Source organism: Sphingobium sp. CFD-1 (assembly GCF_024611115.1).
GTDB classification, from domain to species: domain Bacteria; phylum Pseudomonadota; class Alphaproteobacteria; order Sphingomonadales; family Sphingomonadaceae; genus Sphingobium; species Sphingobium baderi_A.
In genome coordinates this window covers 954161-973645 of the sequence record NZ_CP084398.1, presented here as the reverse complement: position 1 = coordinate 973645, position 19485 = coordinate 954161, and the positions used below count along the sequence as shown (strand labels likewise).

14 protein-coding genes and 1 tRNA gene are annotated in these 19485 nt (G+C 60.8%); 9 read left to right on the top strand and 6 right to left on the bottom strand.

Annotated features, from left to right (window positions below; all coding sequences use genetic code 11):
* Positions 1-3 precede the first annotated feature (3 nt).
* From LDB26_RS05005 to LDB26_RS04960, 9 genes are all read left to right on the top strand, one after another.
* Positions 4-1263 carry an HlyD family type I secretion periplasmic adaptor subunit gene (locus tag LDB26_RS05005; protein ID WP_021244340.1) on the top strand — a complete coding sequence of 420 codons (1260 nt, stop codon included), beginning with the start codon at positions 4-6 and terminating at the stop codon, positions 1261-1263.
* 62 nt (positions 1264-1325) lie between these two features.
* Positions 1326-6104 (top strand): CapA family protein, encoded by a 4779-nt coding sequence (locus LDB26_RS05000; RefSeq protein WP_062064481.1) that lies wholly within the window; start codon positions 1326-1328, stop codon positions 6102-6104.
* 14 nt (positions 6105-6118) lie between these two features.
* On the top strand, positions 6119-9142 hold the full coding sequence (locus LDB26_RS21515; RefSeq protein WP_306812050.1) for a hypothetical protein: 3024 nt from the start codon (positions 6119-6121) through the stop codon (positions 9140-9142).
* A gap of 3 nt (positions 9143-9145) precedes the next feature.
* On the top strand, positions 9146-10051 hold the full coding sequence (locus LDB26_RS04985; protein WP_062064477.1) for an alpha/beta fold hydrolase: 906 nt from the start codon (positions 9146-9148) through the stop codon (positions 10049-10051).
* Positions 10048-11916, top strand: a complete 1869-nt coding sequence (locus LDB26_RS04980) for a hypothetical protein (RefSeq protein WP_257540756.1) — start codon at positions 10048-10050, stop codon at positions 11914-11916. Before LDB26_RS04985 ends, LDB26_RS04980 begins: the two co-directional genes overlap by 4 nt.
* A complete protein-coding gene (locus tag LDB26_RS04975; RefSeq protein WP_062064472.1) occupies positions 11891-12433 on the top strand; it encodes a hypothetical protein in 543 nt (180 codons plus the stop codon). Before LDB26_RS04980 ends, LDB26_RS04975 begins: the two co-directional genes overlap by 26 nt.
* A gap of 336 nt (positions 12434-12769) precedes the next feature.
* Positions 12770-12846 (top strand) — tRNA-Asp (locus tag LDB26_RS04970).
* Between the two features lie 431 nt (positions 12847-13277).
* Entirely contained in the window at positions 13278-14189 is a 912-nt protein-coding gene (locus tag LDB26_RS04965) for a LysR family transcriptional regulator (protein WP_082635177.1), read from the top strand.
* Between the two features lie 91 nt (positions 14190-14280).
* Entirely contained in the window at positions 14281-14586 is a 306-nt protein-coding gene (locus LDB26_RS04960; RefSeq protein ID WP_062064470.1) for a hypothetical protein, read from the top strand.
* Positions 14587-14604: 18 nt separating this feature from the next.
* Here LDB26_RS04960 and LDB26_RS04955 read toward each other — a convergent pair whose 3' ends face one another.
* Genes LDB26_RS04955 through trbK-alt form a run of 6 tightly spaced genes read right to left on the bottom strand, consistent with a single transcriptional unit; the run spans position 14605 to position 19484 of the window.
* Positions 14605-14829, bottom strand: a complete 225-nt coding sequence (locus tag LDB26_RS04955; protein ID WP_062064469.1) for a DUF2274 domain-containing protein — start codon at positions 14827-14829, stop codon at positions 14605-14607.
* A complete protein-coding gene (locus LDB26_RS04950; RefSeq protein WP_062064468.1) occupies positions 14826-16067 on the bottom strand; it encodes a TrbI/VirB10 family protein in 1242 nt (413 codons plus the stop codon). The genes LDB26_RS04955 and LDB26_RS04950 overlap by 4 nt, the downstream gene beginning before the upstream one ends.
* On the bottom strand, positions 16064-17068 hold the full coding sequence (trbG, locus tag LDB26_RS04945) for a P-type conjugative transfer protein TrbG (protein WP_062064466.1): 1005 nt from the start codon (positions 17066-17068) through the stop codon (positions 16064-16066). The genes LDB26_RS04950 and trbG overlap by 4 nt, the downstream gene beginning before the upstream one ends.
* Positions 17065-17748: a conjugal transfer protein TrbF gene (gene trbF / locus LDB26_RS04940; protein ID WP_062064464.1), complete on the bottom strand. Its 684-nt coding sequence runs from the start codon at positions 17746-17748 to the stop codon at positions 17065-17067. The genes trbG and trbF overlap by 4 nt, the downstream gene beginning before the upstream one ends.
* 6 nt (positions 17749-17754) lie before the next feature.
* A complete protein-coding gene (trbL, locus tag LDB26_RS04935; protein WP_062064462.1) occupies positions 17755-19092 on the bottom strand; it encodes a P-type conjugative transfer protein TrbL in 1338 nt (445 codons plus the stop codon).
* Entirely contained in the window at positions 19089-19484 is a 396-nt protein-coding gene (trbK-alt, locus tag LDB26_RS04930) for a putative entry exclusion protein TrbK-alt (protein WP_231746250.1), read from the bottom strand. The genes trbL and trbK-alt overlap by 4 nt, the downstream gene beginning before the upstream one ends.
* Position 19485 lies beyond the last annotated feature (1 nt).

The following is a 19485-nucleotide window of genomic DNA, read 5'->3' as shown; positions in this document are numbered from 1 at the left end:
AGTATGATGGACAAACAAAATGACGGCGGCTGGCGCAGGTTGCTTGCCCGGACCGGAATATCCGACCGTTTCAAGATCACCGCCGGAAACCATGATGCAAGTCTAGTTTTTGGGGAAGAAGATGATGTTGGCCTCAGCCGATCAAAGCGCGTCGTGGCGCTTATCTGCGTCGGCCTCGCGGCCTTCCTTGTATGGGCGTGGTTTGCCGATCTCGACGAAGTGGCCACCGGGTCGGGCCGCGTGGTGCCCACCATGCGCGAACAGATCATCCAGTCGCTGGAAGGCGGCATTCTTGCCGACCTCAGGGTCCGGCAGGACGATATCGTTCAGCCAGGCCAGATACTGGCCCGGCTCGATCCGACCTTGACCGAATCCAATGTCGATGAGTCCACTGCCAAATATCGTGCTGCGTTGGCGAGTTCGGCGCGGCTCACCGCGGAGGTCAATGGTACGGCTCTTACCTTCCCCAAGGATTTGAAGGGTAATCTCGACCTGATCTCTCAGGAAACCCGGCTTTATCAGAGCCGGCGAGACAGCGTCGCCGAATCCGTCCGCTGGCTCCAGGAAGCCCTGGCCCAGACCCGTTCCGAGCTCAAGATCACGGAATCGCTGGTCCCCGTCGGCGCCGCAAGCAATGTCGAGGTCTTGCGGCTTCGGCAGAAGGTCGCGGACCTTGAGCTTCGAAAATCCGATCTGCAGTCCCAATACATGGTCGCCGCGCGCGAGGAACTCGCCAAAGCGAATGCTGACATCGAAACGCTCTCGGCGACCATCAAGGGACGTACCGATTCCCTTTCCCGCCTGACATTGCGTTCGCCCGTGCGGGGTATCGTCAAGAATATCGAGGTATCCACCAAAGGCGGCGTGATACCGCCAGGCGGGCAGTTGATGCAAATCATCCCGCTCGATGACCAATTATTGATCGAGGCGCGAATGTCGCCGCGGGACATTGCATTCATTCATCCCGGCCAGAGGGCGACTGTCAAGATAACCGCCTATGATTATGCTATTTATGGCGGTCTCGATGGGAAAGTGTCCAGCATCTCCCCCGACACGATCCAGGATGAAGTAAAACGAGACGAATATTATTATCGTGTCTTTGTCCGCACGCAGACCAACGCGCTCATCAATAAAAACGGCAAGCGTTTTCCGATCGTCCCCGGAATGGTTGCCACTGTTGATGTGCATACCGGTAGCAAGACGGTCCTCGACTACCTTCTCAAGCCGATGAACCGCGCCCGAGAGGCGCTTCGCGAACGATGACCCGGATCATACCCCCTTCAGTGCACGGGCATGCTCCCCGCGCAAAATCCGATGAGATTGACATGACCGATAATCCGATTTCCCTGCTGATGCAGTCCGTTTACGATCGACTGAAGGAGGCTGCCGTTCCCGTGGGCCAGGCGGGGTCAGAATATATTCTCTTCTTTTCTTTTACCGACACCCACAAGCGAGCCCGCGTTGAGACCTATCGCGGATCGACCTTTGACGACGCCTGGCGAAGGGGCGTCTCACGATTGGACCGGATAACGCGGAAGAATCCAAACACGATCCGCTGGCTGCGCGTCGATCTCATTGACGGCATCCGACACAACGATTGGGGAACGCTCAAACAGCAACTCACTCAGGTGAAGCGGAACTATTGTCGGCAGGGAATTTCGCTCGATCCCAATTGCCGCCATGCTTTCCTCGAAACTGAAATCAACGCAAACGCCATGTTCTATGGCGGCCCCAAATATCCGCATTGCGTGGTGAACGAGAAGAATTTCCAGCGCTATGCACGGTTGCGCCACGGCCTTGCCGGCGTGGACTTCAGCGATGCGACATCAGTCTGGATGTTCTCCTCGCGCGGCTTCTTCATTGATCTGGAGAAACGCGATGCAGTGCATGAGATTGCGGGACCAGGCAGGTCGGCTGGCCGACGTATTATCGATACACTGGATGAGGATATCCTAACTGAACTGCTCCAAAGCAGCAGCTCGTTCCTCGCGGGACAGGTTGGGGAGGATGGTCGCTTCATCTATGGCTGGCATCCCTGTTTCGACCGGGAAATCCCGGCCTACAACGCCCTTCGCCATGCGAGCACCACCTATGCCATGATAGAGGCATGGGAAGTGACGCGGGATGCAAGGCTGTGGGCGGCGATAGACCGGTCGCTAGGCTGGCTATGCCACGAAGCGATCCGTACCGCTACGCTCCCTAACGGCACCGAAGCGGCGTTCCTTGTTGATGTTGGCAATGAAATCAAGCTTGGTGCCAATGCAGTGGCTATCCTCGCCTTCACGCGTCATGCTGCCGTGACCGGCTGCATCGATAATCTTCCTTTGCTCGAAAAGCTCGCCCTTGGCGTCCAGTATATGCAGCGGAGCCGTGACGGCTCCTTTGTCCATGTTCTCAACTTCCCGGATCTCACGCTCAAGGAATCTTTTCGAACCATCTACTATGAAGGCGAAGCTGCGTTCGGCCTGATGCGTCTTTACAGCCTCACAAAGGATGAGCGCTGGCTAACGACGGTGGAGAAGGCCTTCGAGCATTTCATCGCAAAGGAGCATTGGCGGCATAATGACCATTGGCTGAGTTACTGCGTCAACGAACTCACCCGCTACCGTCCCGATGAGCGCTATTTTCGGTTCGGCATCCAGAATGTGAAGGATTATCTGGATTTTATTCTTAATCGGATCACAACGTTCCCGACCTTGCTCGAATTGATGATGGCCGCCCAGGCGATGCTGGACCGCATCGAGACGATGCCGGAGATGCGGCATCTGCTGGATGAAATCGATTTGCCCAAGTTCCAACGGGCTCTCCATTACCGTGCGCGCTACCTTCTGAATGGCCATTTCTGGCCGGAATTGGCGATGTTCTTCGCCAATCCGCAACGCATTGTCGGCTCCTTCTTCATCCGTCACCACGCTTTCCGTGTCCGTATCGATGATGTTGAACATTATCTTTCAGGCTTGGTCGCCTACCGGTACTATCTATTAAGCAAATCAGCGAAGGCACAGGAACTGATAGCCGCTCCCCAGAAAAAGGGGCCGGTGTTGGCTTGGGGTGGAGACGTCAATCTCGGCCGCCGGCAGCATTACCGTACCGCTGATCTGGAGGCAGCAAATATCGTGCGCGTTCCCGCGCTGGCGGCCGCTGACATAGCGGTGGTCAACCTAGAATGCGTGGTCACCACCAAGGGTGAGCAGGGCACGAAAAAGGGGGAGAATGGTCCCTACTACTATCGTGCCAGGCCGGAGATGGCTTGTCTGCTCTCGCAGGCGGGCGTCGATGTCGTCGCAACGGCGAACAATCATAGCGGAGATTATGGAGCGGACGCGGTGGTCGATCAGGGCGAATGGCTCGATAGGGCCGGTATCGGCCATGTCGGCACAGGACGCACCGTCGATGAGGCGTTCGCACCACTATTCCGCCAAGCCGGTGATCTTACCGTAGCGATCTTCTCGATCGATTCTACCCAGCACCGATTTGCCGCTACCGACGATCGGCCAGGCTCGGCCTATCTGCCTCCCGAAGCCCCCGGCCTGTGGTGCGAGACAATGACACGTCATATCGCAGCGGCGCGTGAGAAAGCCAATGTAGTCGTCGTAGCCGTGCATTGGGGCACGAATCTCGTCGAAGAGCCCGACGCCGATGAAATTGCAGTCGGCCACGCTTTGATCGAGGCAGGAGCCGATGCCGTTCTGGGGGCTTCCGCCCATGTGCTCCAGGGCGTCGAGATCTATCAGCAGCGACCGATCATTCACGACGCCGGAGATTTATTGTTTGATTCCATCCGCAGCACCGCTTTCGACGCGGGGCTGTTCTCCCTCGAATTGAGCAACAATGGCGTCGAGCGGGTTGTGTTCACGCCGCTGGCCGGAGGCTTTGGCTTCACCAGGCAGTTGGAAGGGCCAGATGCGATCGAGGCGATACGGAAGTTTGGCCAGAAATGCGAAACCATGGGTACGCATTTGCAGTGCGCAGTTAACGGAACGGGCATCATCGAGCTGTCTCCGCCGGTTCGGCGCAGAAAGCCACGCCGTTCCACGAAACCGGCCTCGAATGGCTTGATGACTTCGCCGATTTTGATGGAGTCCGCCTATACGCTGGATGACAGGTGGCTAGTCGATGATGTGCCCGAAGATGCACGTATCGATCCTGTGCAGTTGGGGCCTTTAACTTTGCTCGGCGTGCGGGTGAAACCAAAGCAGATCCAGCGTCGCCGGATGCTGTGGGTCGAAACATTCTGGCGCGCCGATGCACCGGTCGCGGAGGATATCAGACTCGATATTCGCGGCGTGCCCGTGGCCACGACGACCATGAAACCCTGGGGCCTGGGCATGGACCATGACCCATGCGACTGGCTCATGCCGACGACCCGCTGGAAACCGGGGCAGATTTACCGCGACTATTATGGCTTGCGGCCACCCTATATAAAAGACTGGGACAATATCGACCTGCAACTGACAGTCGGTGCGGTTTCCGGGCGAGAAGCAATCATGCCTGTAGCGCTGCCGCTCCGGATCAAGCTGGACGCTCCAACGGGTTCACCCGCCGATGTGACCCGCATGACGCGCAACTACCGAACCGATTTTCCTGCGGACGTCCTCAGGCCCAAGGCGGGGCAGACCTGGACCGCCGAGCAGATCGAGTTGGTGACAGGCGGGAAATGGCTGGTCCGGCCTCCGGCAGGCTGGTTCGTCCGTTCAATCATTCGCGGTTTCGGCCATGTCGACCATGTCGATGATCCGGTTCTCTATGTGGCTTCCCACTATGACGCACTCGCTTTTCACGAGCAGTTCAGTTCAGCGGCCAAGAGTTGGGACACGCATCATGTGCTCGCGCGTCATGCGGGACGTCTTGCGGGCGCTATAGTGGCGCGACCGGTCCCGGGTCTGCCCAAGGGTTTTCCTCTGTTGCAGGTCGATGATCCAATTAGGGCGCTCATCGAACTGGGTTTTGCGGCGCGGCAGCGGTTCGAGGGCGACGTCATCGCGATTACCGGCACGGCCGGAAAGTCGACGACCGTCGGCATGCTAAAGCATCTGCTGGGCAAGGAAACGAGAGCACTGGCGAGTTTCGGTAATTACAACTCGCGTGTGGGCGCGCCAGCGCTGCTCGCTAATCTCGCGGGCTATCATTCCGCGGCCATCGTGGAAATTGCCCAAAGCGCTCTCTGGATGCGGCGGGGACCGATCACGCGCCAGATCAAGCCGACGGTGGCGTTGATAACAGAACTCGGGATATCGCAGGCGCGCAGCGAGCGGATCGCTTCGGTTAAAGATACCGCCAAGTTCAAGTCGCGGATATTCGATGGCCTGACGGGGCCTGCGGTCGCGGTCGTCGGCGAGCATCTTGCCTGCTTCGATACCGTGCTTACGGCAGCACAGGAGCATGCAAAGCGGGTCGTGACTTTCGGCGACAGCCCAAAGGCAACATTGCGCGTACTTGACCGCAAGCACACCGACACGGGCAGTCAGGTGCAATTGGTCACGCCCGAAGGGGAGCTCATAGACCTTCACGTGCCGTTGCCCGGAAGCGGAATGATGAACAACGCGCTGGCGGCGATGAGCGTGCTCTACGCGACGGGGTACGATCTACAGGCCGCTGCGCGGCAACTTGCGGGCTTTGAGCCTGAAGAAGGCCGGCTGCGTCGCCTCGAGTTGCCGATGCGTGACGGTGGTACGGTTGATGTGATCGACGACAGCTGGAACGCGACGGTGAGTTCCATGCTCAACGCTATTTCCGTTCTCAAAGAGGCGCCGACGCGAAGCGATGGACGCAAGATCGCCATATTGGGGCGGATCGTTCACCTGGGCGACCTCAGCCAATCCTTGCACGAAAGCCTCGCCACGCCTCTCCTCGATGCCGCGCCCGACCTGATCTTGACGCACGGTGAAGAGATGCAGTTCCTGCGGGCCGTTCTGCCCCATGGGTTGATGGGACCCCATTTCTCATCAGCTTCGGCACTTGCCGAATATCTCCATCGTGAACTGCGATCAGGCGACCTCTTGCTGATCAAGGGCTCGCGGCGCGATTCCGACTTCGGGGAAGTCTGCGAACGATTGACGCAGCTCGTCCAGAGCCGCGTGGAAACATCGGTCGCGGCGGAATGATGATCGATAAAGAGATGACCGCAGAACCCATTAACTATCCGTTCAAGTTCAGGTGGACCTCAGCGATCGAGGAGTTTTTCCTCAGTCATAATATCTACCTGCTGCACCCGTTCAAAACGCGCGGCATTTATCGCGAAGGCGAAGAGATAACACTGAAAGGTCCGATCTCTCTTGAGCCCTTTGCATCCATGTCGGGCAGGAAAGGCTTCAGCAATTGCGGGGCCTTTTCCTATCTGCATTCGGCCCTTGGCAGCGGGGCTAACGTCGGACGCTATTGCAGCATCGCGCCTTACTCTCGGTTGATCGGCAATGAGCACCCGCTCGACAGGATCAGCACCCATCCTTTTGCATGCCGCGAATATTATACACGCTGGATGGGACGGACATTTGAGGTGGAGGCTGAGGTTCCGCCCTTTGAGAACACCATAAGAGGGCCGCTCGTCATCCAGGACGATGCATGGATCGGGAACGCTACGCTGCTCAGGGGTGGCGTGACTATCGGCTATGGCGCCGTCGTCGCTGCGGGCGCTGTTGTCGTCAGGGATGTGCCGCCCTTCGCCATAGTGGGTGGCTCGCCCGCGAAGGTCATCAAATACAGGTTCGATGAAGCGACGATCGCCCGCATCCTCGACATGGCCTGGTGGCGTTACCATGTGCGCGATCTAGTGGGTCTGGACGTCACCGACATTCATGCGTTTCTCGATGGTCTCCAAAAGCGCATCGAAAGCGGTGAGATCGAGGAATATCGTCCGGCCAGGATCGACCTGGCCACCGCCATCCGTGAAATTTCCGGCAGCGAGTCTCAGCGTTCGCGCGCAACACGGACTGCGATGGCAGCTCCCAAGATGAGGCAGGATTTCGATCCGAGCTCCAATAATCGGATTCTTGAAGGGATCATGGCTGAAGGCGCCAATGATTTTTCCGCGGTGGATGGTCTTGGCGAGGAGCGGAATATCGCTCGCACGCTCATCAGCGATGTGGCTCTGTCGCAAGGATTTGCGGTCGAGACCGTTCGAGGGCTGATTTACCGCGTCTCCAAGGATGGTTATGAAATTTTCTTCCGGCAGAACGCCCCTGAAGTTGCAATAGCTTCGAGTCGGATTACCGCAAACAGGGCTGCGACCAGGGCGCTCCTCACGGATCATGGAATCCCTGTGCCGAGAGGTCGCATTTTTGCCGATCGCAAAAGGGCGCTTACCCATTTCCGTCAATGCATGTACGCGCAGGTTGTAAAGCCCGTCCGGGGTGTTGGAAATGTTGATGCGACCACTGGCCTCGCCAATGAAGCAGCTTTCCTCACCGCCTGGAAGAAAGCCGCATCCAAAGGGCAACGGGTCCTTGTCGAGGACCATGTCGCCGGCACTGAAGTCGAGATGGTATTCGTGGCCGGCAAGCTGGCCGCCGCCGTGTGTCGAGCAGCCCACGACAAATGCATTAGCATCATCGGTCATCTGCATCCCTCGATTGTCGCCCTGGTCGAACGTGCCGCAAACACTCTCTCACATTCTATCCTGCTGGGTCTCAACCTGAGGGTGAAGGATTTCTCCTTGCCCGCGGATCATGACGAGAATGTCTCGGTCATCAGGGTCGATTCCAATCCGGCCATCGCAGTGCCCTGCTTTGCGGACTATGGCCAACCGGCGACCGAACTGCCCCGCATGTTGCTCGACGAGAGCTTCCGGATCGTCAAGGAGCGTGCAACCGGGCTTGATTCCCATGCGCCTCCGGTTATTGATCCAGCTCCCTCTCATGGCGCTACGTGCGGGGGCGATTCGTTCAAACGCGACTATTCGACACAGATGCGCCTCCTCAGGCAGGCGGCGTATGCCCGCAACCTTGAAGTGACGGCACTGACCCCGGAAATCACGCTCCTTTCGGACGGTGAGCGGCAGGTCAGGTTCTTCCAGGGCATGTCCGATGGAACCCTTGCCGTCTCGCGTGCCGCCACCGGCAGCAAGGATTGGACCAAGCGATTGCTGCAGGATGCCGGCGTGCACGTCCCGCAAGGCGATCTTTTTCCCGCAGAACAGATCAAGCAGGCCTGGGCATTCGCTCAGTCACTCGGCATGCCCGCCGTCATCAAACCGGCAAGCGGATCGGGCGGCGCTGGTGTCACCACAGATATCACGACCTTCCCGCACTTCGAGCAGGCTTGGACAGAAGCACTGGAAACCGGATCTCGCACGGTGATCGTGGAAGAATATCATACGGGCAGGGATTACCGGGTTTTGGTCATCGGCAATGTGATCCGCGCTGCCACACAGCGCGTGCCGGCCCATCTGATCGGCGATGGCAGGCACAATATCGACGAACTGATCGCGCTCAAGAATGAACGCCGCAAGAGCAATCCGCATGACGGCTCGAAGCCCGTTAGGCTGACCCCGATGATGCTTCGCAATCTGGCCGAGGAAGGCATGGACGGGCGGACGGTGCTGGAAAGCGGCCATTATCTGCAATTGCATTCCGTGGCAAACATCGGCTCCGGCGGCGAAAGCGTGGATGTATCCGATACCGCCCACCCAGATTGGGCGGAGATTGCCGTTCAAACGCGAAAGGCCGTCTTCAATCCCCTCCATATTGGGTTCGACCTGCTCGCGGAGGATATCGCCCGGTCCCCGAATGACCAGCGCTGGGTGGTGATTGAGGTGAACGCCAATCCGGATATGGGATTGCATCATTTCGTGACCAACGGGCAGGCCCGCGATACGGCGGGCACCCTGATCGAAGCCCTGTTCCCGGATGCCGAGCGGCCGACCGGCGGAAAGCGCAAGGCGGTGCGCATGGTCGCCAGTTGCCGGGGAAAGGTCGATGCCTTCATCCGGCATGTCTGGCGTCATGCCCACTTGCGAGCCCTGGACGGATATGTGCGTGCATTGCCCCTAGGGGGATTTGAACTGGTTTACGCCGGAGCGCAGAACGCCGTCGACGATATGACCGAGACTTGCGCAGTTGGATCCGCCACACTGCCTTTGATATCTGCACAGCATTTTGATCATGATGGCAACGTGCCCGCGGGCTTCATCATGATGCGGAGCTGAGCCATGTTTGCCGGCCACTTGCGGGCGCGACTGGGCCGTGTCCTGTTTCCTGCCCTGGCGCTGCTGGGATGCGGGGCGGCCACGCCCGTCGATCAGTCGTCCGTTCCGCTTGTCTGGGGCGCGCCAGCGGACAAGGCGCAGTGTCCGGTTTCGGATGCGGTCTGGGCCGAATATCCGTCGGGTGAGGACTGCATCCGGTATTTTGTGGGCGGCGCGGTCGATGGCGCAGAACGCGTGATCGTGTTCTTTAGGGCCGACCGGCATCGTCTTGCGCGACGCCCGCCGGCGGATATTCCCGAAAATACGGCTCGACAACAGCAGGCGATCGCGGATCGCATGGCCCGCCGCTATGGCCATCCCGTCATCCTCGTAGAACGGCCGGGAACCTATGGTTCCAGCGGGAACCATCTACGCACCCGGTATAGCGCCGAATTTCTCGCGCTGAATGCGACTCTTGACAGACTTCGGGAACGGTACAAGCTCAAGAGCTTCGTGCTCTATGGTCATAGCGGTGGCGCCACGGCAGCCGCGGCCCTTCTGACCATGGGACGTCGCGACATATCCTGCGCTGTGCTGACATCCGGGGCTTTTTCGCTTCTGGAGCGCGCTCGCTATATGGATGCTCGCGCCGGGAAAACTCCCCGCGCGTCGCTGGCCGCCCACGTCTACGATCCACTCGTCCACGTCGATGGTATCGTACCGGATTCCTCGCGCCGCATCATCATGATCGGGAACGAGCACGACCAGATCACGCCCTTTGCCCTCCAGCGCAAATTTGCCGATGTCGTGCGGAAGAAAGGGCACAGGATCGATCTCATCAATCATGCCGCGATAGGCCCTGATTTTCATAATCTGACCGCGTCCGTCGGAATGAGAACCGCTGCTTCCTGCGCGGGGGGCAAGGCTTGATCATGTTTGACCGATCTTCAGCCGGACAGCCGCTATCCGCGAACCACGCAGGGAATCGCACGAAGCCACGGCATGACTTGCTCCTTGCCTATCGGACCCTGATTGAAGAGACACCTGGCCATGTCCTGATTTTTGCCATCGCCTTCATAGCTTCGCAGGCGGGCTTGCTGGTATCTCTGCTATTGCCGTGGAAGATATTGATAATCCTTGGCTCAGGCCGGATATCACAACTTCTCCCCTCGTTTCTCCGGCACTATGAGCGCGATGAGCTTGTCGCGCTCCTGGGCGGGGCCGCGCTGGGCTTTTTTCTGTTCCATCTGGGGATGGAAACGCTGATCAGGCGAATCTATCGCAGCGGCGCGGATCATATTTGTCGCCAGCACCGGAAAGTCGGTCTGTTCGACCGCCATCACGATCACGCTGTTCGCTATTATCGGTATCTCCTCCACCTGCTTGGATTGATACTATGCATCGTTCTAGTGATCATCTGGCTTGCCCACACATATCCCTTGCTGCTTCTTGCTCTGCTGACCTTTTGTGGTGCGGGTTCGATAGCGGTGCGGTACGGAGCATCTTCCGAACTTGGATCGCAACGGTCGCTTTCTCCCGAAATCGCGAGCAAACTCTGGTCGGGTGGCGCGTTTCTTTATGTCATCAGCTGGGTCGCAATCGATCTGTGGCGCGGCACCGTACCGCACCTGACGATTATTTTCATCTCGGTCCTGCTGGCGCGACAGGCATTGATCTTTTGTGCTGTAGCTTATCGACTACTCGATACGCTGACTTCCCAGAGCGAACGGCTCCGGGTCCTCTTCGACTCAGAAGCCCCCTGGTATCCCAAGGTCAAGAGCGCTGACGGTTTTCACGCTCTGCTGATCAATGTCGAGATCCGGCGATGGCTCGCGCCTCTTTCAAAACAATATGATCCCGCCTTTCCCGCCGCCGTCAACCCGGAGTTCCGCGCCGTTGAAAATGGGAAACTCATATATGCGACAGTGAGATCAGCCCCAGAGGGGGAACAGCGACCCTTTCTTGTGAAACTGTTCCACCATTCCCTTCAGAGCCTTGCAGAACATGAGCGGGAGCTGCTGGCAGTTTCAGCCGATCATTGGCCCGCTCCGCCATTTCTGGGCATGCATGATGTTGATCGGCATCGTGCGACGATGTTCCGTCTGGAACAGGATTTTCGATGGCTCGAGCCCAAAGAAAAAGCGGCCATCCTGCCGACGTTGCGGCAACAATTGCTGGCCTGCGACCTGCCTGCCGACCTTATCGAGCGATATGATCGTGGTAGCCCGCGCCTCGCGGAGAGGCTGGCGATCATTGACTGGCGATATCTGCGACTTTTCATCACGGAAGGGGAGGCAAGCCGATCGATCGACAAAATCCATGAATATTGGCCTTCGATTTTGGACGGGGTAGACCGGCTTCCGCGGCAACTGGTCTTGCCGGGACTCGAGAAGCGCCTGGTCGGTGTCGCCCAGGAGAGCCCAGTCATCTGCAATTGGGCGCGCTGGCGATGGGAGCCGGTTGGAGCTGGATGGCCACAAGGCAGAAATTCGGAGCAACGGATTAAAGCAGCGCTGTCCTTCGCCGGCGAAATCCGGCCGGAGATCAGGGCGATCGCGCCCGAACGCGCCTGTTATGCAGCGCTGCTCTATGAACTGGAACGGTTCTATGCGGTCCGGGATGGATCGGGCGCCCAAAGCCTGATCCCACATATCGCCAATGGGGCGGAGCACTTCTGCAACAAAGCGAGCCGTTGTCTCAATACCGTCGATGTATCGAATGCAGCCTCCGACGATTCAAATGTCGTTATATTTCCTGTGGAGCAATGGAATGTACCATCGCGATCGCAACATTGATCGAACAACGCTGGAGTTTCCCGGACGTGAGGGTCAGGGCAATTGCTTCAACGCCGACGATTTTGCTGAACTCGTCAACACCCTGACGCAGCTCGTGCAAACGCTGCGGCAGTTCATCGAACGGGCGGGAGCACTCGATCGGTCGTTGGAGGCGCTCAAACTCCCTACCCCTTCGGTTTCTGTAGAGAATATCCGCCAGTTTCTCCAGATCGACAGCCCCGGCCCAGCTAGGTTTGTTCAGATCTTGATGGAGATGCAGGGACAAGCGGTTTCAGAAAGGAAAATGACTCAGCTTATGGGGTGCAAGGCGGCATCGATTAAGATGCTGGCAGACAGGGCGCGAGCCGGATTGCGCGAATGTGGCTTCGAACTCGGCATCGCTCGTGGAGGCGGTAGCGGCTATTTTATGGATAAGCTTGAAGCCTGGCACATGGCCAGGCTCTGCAAGGTGGTCGAAATTTACGGCGCCCAATCACCTCGATGTCCTCCAGATCATCGTGAGCGTAAAACGACCTGATAGCAACCATTACGGTTAGCCGTAGGATACGAACGCAGTCGGAAGTCATCGCCAATCAGGAATTTTCGCTTCCGGTAAGACCTGCGTTTGATAAGATTATGTCTCGCCATAGAAACAATGACTGCGAAAGGTAAATAAGTACGAAAAACCAGTACTGAGTAATTGTGCCTGATAATGCAAGGTATATCCGTTTAATATTTAGCAATGCAACCCGATCGCTTCATCTGTTCGGGAATTTTTTCTGTATCTCATAGAATTATGATTGCAGATTATAAATATTAATTATGTTTTTTATTGACGAGACGATCTGTCGGAACTATTCAATCCTGACACATTGCGGGTGTAGCTCAGTTGGTTAGAGCGCCGGCCTGTCACGCCGGAGGTCGCGGGTTCGAGCCCCGTCACTCGCGCCATCAGCAATAGCGGACGGCACGTCACCTCTATTTTTAACAAACTGCGCTGGAGGGGCGATGGGGAAAATTGGACGGTAGACTTTGGCCAGGCCTCGTTTTCGGCGAACGCTGTAACAGCGCCTCAATGTTCTGAAAAGCTTTCCCGATCCGGTCATGTCCACTGTGGCGCGATTGCTCCCATTCATAGGACTTGCACAGCGATCCCTGCTAGTCGCAAATCCACGTGCCAGCGTGACATTCCTTGGAATATCGTCCTTTGCATGCATGACGTTGCGAAGTCGGACTTGCAAGGCGCTTTTTCCAATCATCAAAGCTGATCCTGCCCGGGAGTTCGTACCCGTGATGGACACATCTGTGGCGGAGGCAAAAGATTGCTCGTTCGCGGAGGCTCGGCAAACAACAAATAAGGCGCTAAGAACAAAGGGAAAAGGATGCCATTCGATATCCGACAGCTTCGCTACGCCATTGCGGCGGCCGATCATGGCAGTTTTTATCGGGCGGCCCGTGTGCTGGGGGTGGAGCAGTCTACGCTGAGCAGGAACATCCTCAAGCTAGAGCGTGTGGTAAACGGCGAGATTTTCAACCGTTCCCGCGCCGGCGTCACCACAACCATCGCTGGCACCCACTTCATCCATAGCGCCCGCGCGATGATCGCGAGCGCCGACAAGATGGTGAGGGCTATGCGCGCGGCCGGGCAAGGCCGCGCCGGCGGGTTGACGGTGGGGCACAATAACGCCATCTCGGCCGGCCATCTGCGGGCGACGATGCTGGGTTGGCGCAACGCCCATCCCGATGTTGAACTGGACGGGGTCGAGGCCGGTCGAAGCGCACTGTTCGCTGGCCTCGATACGGGCGAGATCGACATCGCCATCCTGGTCGGCGACGCCAGTTTTGACGGTTTCCGGCATGAGGCACTCTGGAGCGAGCGAGTGATGGTCGCTTTGCCGGCCCATCACCCTTTGGCTGATCACAATCCGCTTTATTGGACGGATTTGCGCCGCGAGCGTTTCCTGTTGCCGGCCGCCGACCCCGGCCCGGAAATCCGCGATATGCTGACAGGCCGTTTGTCGGTTGCCGGCGTCCAGCCCGACGTCAGGATGCACCATGTCAGCCGCGAGGGTATATTGAGCACGTTGGGCGGTGGGATCGGGCTTTCGATCATATGTGAGGGCGGAACCGGCGCGCGCTACCCCGATGTGGTCTATCGGCCTGTGCATGGCGAGCAGGGCGCCGCATTGATCGTCTTTTCGGGCTATTGGCGAACGGATAATGGCAACCCCGCATTGCGGCGGTTCCTGGCCTTTGTGCGCGATCGCTACGCGCTCGCCTTCGATATTCCCTGAGCCACAGCGCTGGGAGAGACATACGACGTTAACCGGCCCGATCGCAACCAACGGGCCGCCTCATTTGACACACTTGGGAAAGGAAATCGTCGTGACACAAGGCAGAACACTCATCATCGTTCTGGTCGCGCTGATCATCGGGTTCGGCGCGGGCTTCGTGCTGCGGCCTCTGATCGCGCCGGTCGAACAGACGGCTATCGTTGCCGGCCCACCCGCCTCGCCGGTTCCGGCCGAACCGCGCGGCAAGCAGTATTTTGCGGCGCATCTCGACGAGGCGCGGCAAGTCATGGCACAATGCGCGGAAGGGACGGTGCGCGGCGACGAGTGTTTCAACGCGGACATGGCTGTAACAGAGGCAGATGCCCAGGCACGGCACAAGCGGTTCTTCGGCAAATAAGACAGGCCGTCGACACCATCAGTTCCCCTGCGCGCGCCGTGCTTTGGCGAACGCCCGATCTGTCGCCATGAACCGGACGAGCATCGGTACGACGAGCTTCTCCGGTGGGACTGGCTGTTGCCCGGTCTCTGCGGCCAGCGCATCGGCATACAAGATGAGATCACGGTGCACGGCAGCGGGCAGTTCGACCGACAGCTTGACGGGCCGATCATCGGCCAGCGGTCCCAGCTTGAGTTTCGTCATCGGCTGCCTCCAATGGGGTCGAGCACAAGATCGCGAGTCAGAACAATCCTGAGCGGATGCCCCGGCCGGATGGTGAGCGTCGGCTGGACATTCAGTTGCCGCCGCACGATCTGCTGGCCCGTCTGGTTGACGGTGTCCTGCGAGCCGCGCCGCAGCGCACGGATCAGATCGTCGTCGCTGTCCGCGCCCAGTTCGGCCCCGACGCCGAGCAGCGTCGAGACGGCGGCGGCTTTGAGCAGGTTGCCCCAATGCTGGTTCACGCGGTCCTGTAAGCCGGCGTAGCCCGCGGCATCGGCGCCGGGCTGGCGTTCGAGGATGATCGAGCGGCCATCCGGCATGATCAGCCGATCCCAGGCTAGCAGCACGCGATTCTGCCCGGCTGCCACTTCGCTGTCATATTCGCCGATCAGCCGCGCGCCCTGCGGAATGAGCAGGATGCGCCCGGTGATGCTGTCATAGACGTTCTGCGTCACCTGCGCGGTGATCTGCCCCGGAAGATCGGAACGGATGCCTGTGATCAGCGCGGCGGGGATGATGCTCCCGGCCTGGATGATGTTGGGCGAGGCCGGCGCGGTCAGCCGCTCGGCGCTCACCGTGCGCTGGCTGGATGCCTGCGCCATGAAGACCCGCTTCGCGCTTTGGTCGGTCTGTGCGGCTTCGGCTGGCGGCGGGGTGGCTGCATCAGCCGTGGCGAGGCCGGGAAGCGCGGGCATGATCGGCATCCCGGCTGCCCCGACGCCACCACCGCCGAGGAATACCGTGCTGGTGCGAGCGGCGTCGCGCTCCTGGGCGATGCGCTGGCGGGCAGCTTCCTCGGCCTGCGCGCGCGGATCGGGCTGTCCGGCTCCCATGGATGGAACAGGCACATTCTCCCCACGCTGCTGTGCAGACAGGATCGGGCGCCCGAGATCGCCGGGGAGCGGCTCGCCGAGTTTGGGCGCCCGGCTATAATCCTTCGGCCCCGAGGTGATGGTCTCCGAGGCGGCGCGGCTGTCGGTGTTGTAGAGTTCCGTTGCCGCCTTTTCTCCCCTGGGTGCGAGCGCATACCAGAGCGATCCGCCGATCCCGAGCCCCGCGACGACGCCAAGCGTGGCCAGCGCCTTTCTCGACAGGCGCATGACACGCGGCGTCGGGCCGCGAAGCTGGAAGGCGGCGGGATTGGTGGGTCCGGGCTGTGGCTGTGGCGCTGCCGGTGCGGTGGCCGGCCCTGCGGGTGCCGTGATGGCGGGATCGCTCACGGCCGCCCCCTTCGCGCATCTTCGCGCAGGATGCGCACGCGCCGCGCGGTGCGCTTGTCGCCGAGCCGCAGTTCGGCGGCGGCGAACAGGCGGTCCACGACCATATAGCGGCCCTGCACGCGGTAATTGACCAGTTCGGCGTCCCCGGCGGCGCCGGTCACGAACAGCGGCGGCATCTCGCCCTGCGCGATCTGGTGAGGAAACTCGATGAACACCTGCTGCCCATCGTCGAACGCACGGGCGGGCTTCCATGACACGCGGTCGCCCTCGATCCGGTAGCGGAAATCGAGCGCGGAGAGATCGAGGCCCGCCGTGACCGGCGCGGCTGTTGCCGCTGCCGCATTCGCGCGGCGTAGCGCGATCAACTGGTCATGGGGATAGGTCCACGACACCGACGCCATGTATGTCGAAGGCGTGGCGCGTAGTTCCAGATGGTAGGTGCGCCGGTCGGTATTGATGACGAGGTTAGTGGAAATGTCCGGCCGGCTCGGCTTCACGAGGATGTGGACACGCGCCGTTGGACCGGCGCCGCTCACCGTATCGCCGATGATCCAGCGCACGGTATCGCCCGCAGCGACCGGCCCCGGCCCGACGAGCTGCTCGCCTTCCTGAAGCGCGATGTCCGTCACCTGGCCGGGCGCGGCATAGACCTGATAGAGCGCGCCTTCGGCCCAGGGATATTGCTGGATCGCGTTCACATAGCCATCGCGGGTGGGCTGGATGCGGGCGGCGGCATTGGCCGCGCCGATGCGCTGGCGTGGATCGGCGGACTCGGGACGCCGCGCGCTGGCCGTAACCGGCTTCAACTGGCCGGGCAGCGGCAGCGGCTCGGGGATCGCCACCACCTCGACCGCGCGCGGCGGCTCGGGCGCGGGGGACGCGGCGATCTCGATCTGCCCGGTATCGGCCGTCTTCGCCGATGTGGTGGCGCAGGCGCCGAGCATGGATGCGGAGAGGAGCAAGGCGGGCATGGCGGCCTTGCACAAGCACGGATTTCTCATTGGGTCAGTTCCTTCGACCAGTTGAGAGCATTGACGAAGACGCCCAGCGGATTCTTGCGCAGCGCGTCGGGGGTGCGCGGCGGCTGCACGACGACGGTGAGGATCGCCGACCAGCGTGTCGTCGCGGCCAGATTGCCGTCCTGATAGCGCCGCTCGGTCCATGCGACGCGGAAAGACTCGGGCGATGCCCGGATCACGCTCGACACATCCACCGCGACCTGGACCCGTCCGACATTGGCGAACGGATCGTTAGCGCGCGCATAGTCGTTGAGCGCCAATGTCCCCTTGTCTGTGGTGAAGTCGTAGGCGCGCAGCCAGTTCTGGCGGATGATGACCGGATCGGCCGGGATCGCGCGCACTTGTTCGATAAAGCGCGCGAGATGGAACGCGATCTGCGGATCGGTCGGCCGGTAGCCCGCTTCGGCCGGGGCGACCGCTTGCGCTTCGCCGAGCCGGTCGACCTCGACCACCCACGGCACGATATGCCCGCGCGCGGATTGCCAGACCAACCCGCCCGCAAGGCCCCCGGACAGGGCAAGGCATCCGAAGAAGGCAAGCCGCCAGTTCCGCGCCTGCACGCGGGCGGAACCGATGCGGTCGTCCCACACTTGCGCGGCGCGCTGATACGGCGTCACAGCTTCGAGCATCTGGCTGTAGCGGATGGAAGGTCTGCGGAACATCGGCGATCACTCCTTTTCCCTGATGTCGGGAGCACCGCCGCCGCCCTGGCTGTCGCCCGCCTTCATGGTGTGGGCGAGGACGGTCGCGCCGTGCGCGGCGGACTGGCGGTTCTTCATGCGCGCGGCCCATGCGGGCTGCGCGGCCGCGGATGGCGATGCGGCCGAAGTCGCGGCTGCCGTTGCCTGTGAGGCCGCCCCCATCCCCGCCCGGGCGCCCGAACGATAATTGTCCTTCATCGATGCGGCCGCCTTGCGTAGCGGCGACATCGCGGCGCTGGCGACCGCACCCGCCGCCTTCTGCCCGACAGCGGCCATGCCGCCCGCCACCGCGCCCGCGCCGCTCTTGCCGAGCGCGCCGACGCTGTAGGCGCCCGCAGCGCCGCCAGCCATCCGGGCGCCGCCGCGTGCCGCCGCAGCGCCCATCCTGCCGCCGGCCGCCATGGTCGAACCGGCAGCACCAACACCCAGCTTTGCCGCCGCCGCGCCACCGGCCAGCGCGCCGCCCACCGCCAGCGCGGTTCCGGCGGCGGCGCCCGCGCCGAGCTGCGGCCCGCCCGAGACGATGCCGTTGGCGATACCGGGACCGAAGATCGCAAGGCCGAGCAGAGACAGCGCGCCGAGCGCGATCGACAGCACGTCCCGCGCCGTGGGATCAGCACCGACCGCGACCGTGAACGTGCTGAACAGCGCGGTTCCGATCCCGGTGATGACCGCGAGCACCAGCACCTTGATGCCGGAAGAAACGATATGGCCGAGCACCTTTTCGGCCATGAACGCGGTGCGGTTCCAGAAGGCGAAGGGCAGCAGGACGAACCCGGCCAGCGTCACCAGCTTGAACTCGATCACCGCGATGAAGACCTGAATGGCGATGATGAAGAAGGCGAGGACGACGACCAGATAGGAAAGCAGCAGCACGGCGATGATCGCGAGATTGGCGAACACCGCCCAGAGGCTGTTGAACGCCTCGGTCGCATCGATCAGCGGCTGCGCCGCATCCAGTCCCTTGGCGGCGATGGTGCCGGGTTTCATGAACTCGGCGAGACTGAGCTTGTCACCGCTGGCCTTGAGGCCCAGATTGGCGAAGCTGTCGAAGACGATGGTGGCGAGCGTCTGGAAATTGCCGATGATGAAAGCAAAGGCGCCGATATAGAGCGTCTTCTTCACCAGACGCTGGATCACGTCCTCGTCGGTGCCCCAGGCCCAGAACAGTCCGGCAATGGTCACGTCGATCGCGATCAGGGTGGACGACAGGAAGCCGACCTCGCCGCCGAGCAGGCCGAACCCTGAATCGATATAGGTGCTGAAGGTGTCGAGGAAGGTATCGACAATCCCTGTATCGCTCATGGCGCGGCGGTCCCGGCCCGATCGGCGGGGACATAATTGCCGGGTAGGTCCGGCCGGATCGCCTCGTTCGCCCGGCTGTCATCGCTCGCCGCGCTATTGTCGGCGGCGGAAACCGGGCCAGCCTCGGCCGGCGCGGGGACGGCGCTATCCCTTCCGAAGAAGCGCCGGCGGTTTTCCGCCCATGCCGTCTCGCAATCCTTGTCGGGCATGGTGAGCGCGGCGCAGCGTTCGAGTTCGCGCGCCAGCAGCGTCCGCGCCTCGCCTTCGTCGAGCAGCGGCAGGACCGCGTCGAGCGGCATGTCGCCCGGTTCGCGGAAGGTCTCGACCGCCACGACGAACATGATGCCCGCGAGCGCGGCTATCCCGGCGATCTTCGCGTTGCGCGAGATCATG

Coding starts and splice junctions, on each gene's coding strand:
- LDB26_RS05005 (WP_021244340.1), top strand. CDS start 4: ATGATGGACAAACAAAATGACGGCGGCTGGCGCAGGTTGCTTGCCCGG.
- LDB26_RS05000 (WP_062064481.1), top strand. CDS start 1,326: ATGACCGATAATCCGATTTCCCTGCTGATGCAGTCCGTTTACGATCGA.
- LDB26_RS21515 (WP_306812050.1), top strand. CDS start 6,119: ATGACCGCAGAACCCATTAACTATCCGTTCAAGTTCAGGTGGACCTCA.
- LDB26_RS04985 (WP_062064477.1), top strand. CDS start 9,146: ATGTTTGCCGGCCACTTGCGGGCGCGACTGGGCCGTGTCCTGTTTCCT.
- LDB26_RS04975 (WP_062064472.1), top strand. CDS start 11,891: ATGTACCATCGCGATCGCAACATTGATCGAACAACGCTGGAGTTTCCC.
- LDB26_RS04965 (WP_082635177.1), top strand. CDS start 13,278: ATGCCATTCGATATCCGACAGCTTCGCTACGCCATTGCGGCGGCCGAT.
- LDB26_RS04955 (WP_062064469.1), bottom strand. CDS start 14,829: ATGACGAAACTCAAGCTGGGACCGCTGGCCGATGATCGGCCCGTCAAG.
- trbG (WP_062064466.1), bottom strand. CDS start 17,068: ATGAGAAATCCGTGCTTGTGCAAGGCCGCCATGCCCGCCTTGCTCCTC.
- trbF (WP_062064464.1), bottom strand. CDS start 17,748: ATGTTCCGCAGACCTTCCATCCGCTACAGCCAGATGCTCGAAGCTGTG.
- trbL (WP_062064462.1), bottom strand. CDS start 19,092: ATGAGCGATACAGGGATTGTCGATACCTTCCTCGACACCTTCAGCACC.
- trbK-alt (WP_231746250.1), bottom strand. CDS start 19,484: ATGATCTCGCGCAACGCGAAGATCGCCGGGATAGCCGCGCTCGCGGGC.